This window comes from Streptomyces sp. ActVer (genome assembly GCF_027270795.1).
GTDB lineage: Bacteria > Actinomycetota > Actinomycetes > Streptomycetales > Streptomycetaceae > Streptomyces > Streptomyces umbrinus_A.
On the sequence record NZ_JAPWHT010000873.1, the window covers coordinates 1 to 1,533 of the forward strand.

General features: G+C 65.2%; 2 protein-coding genes. Both read left to right on the forward strand.

The window, feature by feature from the left end; translation table 11 throughout:
* The first annotated feature begins 32 nt into the window (after positions 1–32).
* A complete protein-coding gene (locus O3Q52_RS52980) occupies positions 33–686 on the forward strand; it encodes a hypothetical protein (protein ID WP_269655532.1) in 654 nt (217 codons plus the stop codon).
* A 104-nt stretch (positions 687–790) separates the two neighbouring features.
* On the forward strand, positions 791–1,533 hold a 743-nt coding region (locus tag O3Q52_RS52985), incomplete at its 3' end, for a hypothetical protein (protein WP_269655533.1).

Here is a 1,533-nt window from a genome sequence, read left to right on the forward strand (position 1 = left end):
TCATGACCCCCTCGCCCCACCGGGAGCCGTCCGTGAACCGCCGCCCCACCCTGCTCGCAGCGATCGCGCTGACCGCCACCGCGGCCCTGTCGCTGTCCGCCTGCGGTAGCGACGACAGTTCCAAGGACAAGGACAAGATCGCGGGCGCCGACACGGGAGCGGACAAGTCGGCTTCGCCGAGCGCGAGTGCGCCGGCTGTAGTTGGCCGCCCGAAGATTGAGTTGCCGTCGGACATCACGCTCACCTTCACGCCGGAACAGGCAAGTGACGCTGTTCAGACCGCGGTTCTGAAGGACAACGCGGAGTTCATCCGTGCACTCAACGCGGCCATCGTCGCCCAGAACCCGCGACTGCCCGCCCTGGAGTACTACACGGAGGGCGAAGGCGCGGTGGCGGCCCAGGAGTGGGTGGGGGCATTCAAGGATGCAGGATGGACGGTCACTGGAACCGTGCGCTACTTCGACCGACAGGTCACGGTCAACTCCAAGAACAGCGCTTCGCTCAGCTACTGCGGTGACGAAAGCAAGGGCTTCAGCAAGGTGATCAAGACCAAGGAGCTCAAGGGAACCAAAGTCACCAAGGACAGTTACACCGCCTATGGGGTGCAACTCCAGAAGAACAAGCAGGGGGTCTGGGAACTCGTGAAGATCTCGTCCACCCAGGGGGCTGACAGGTGCCAACCGTGACCCGACTTATTCGTCTTGCCGCGATCGCGATTGTGGCTGGATCAGCCTGTTTGATCACCGCTCCCTCGGCTGTTGCCACCCAGAATCCTCCCGGTAAAGGTGGAATCGGTGGTGGCTCCGGAAAAGAGACAGGGCCATCGGGCGACGTCGACGGCGACACCATCTCCTCCGCCGCCGGCGGCATCGTCTACGACCGTTCCAAGAACGGCAGCGGTGGTTCCGTCGGAGCCGTGCGCCCCGCCACGACCTGGACCCCGCCCGCCTGCTGGTACGCCCCGAAGTACACCCCCGCCCAGCTCCAGGCTCAGATGGAGCCGATTTGGGAAGCCGGATCGACCGGCAGTGGGTGGGACAGCGAGCAGCGCAACCGATACGTCAACGGCGACCCGTACAAGGACTTCAACAAGGACAAGACCGGCAAGGGTTACTTCTGGGACTCGTACGTCAACAAGGGCTACCCGCCAGGCTGGGACAAGTGCAAGGAACCCCCCTTCTGGGTGGACCAGGGTGAGGCCCCGCCCCCCGAGATCGAGAACGCCATCACGCCGGAGATACTCGCCCAGCTCGCGTACGCCGAGATCCGCGTGCCCGGCACCGAGGTGACGCTGGCGCCTGAAGGCACGACCAAGGTGAACCTGCCGACCTGGGCGTGGCTGGACGGTGCGGACTTCAAGCCGGTGTCGGTCACGGCGTCCGTACCCGCGATCGGTATCCAGGCGACCACGACCGCCGAACCGGTCTCCCTCAAGATCGAGCCGGGCACCGCGGACGCGGAGACCTACCCCGCTTCCGGCGAATGCCAGATCAACAACGGCCGCATCGGCGAGGCCTTCGCGAAGGGCAAGTC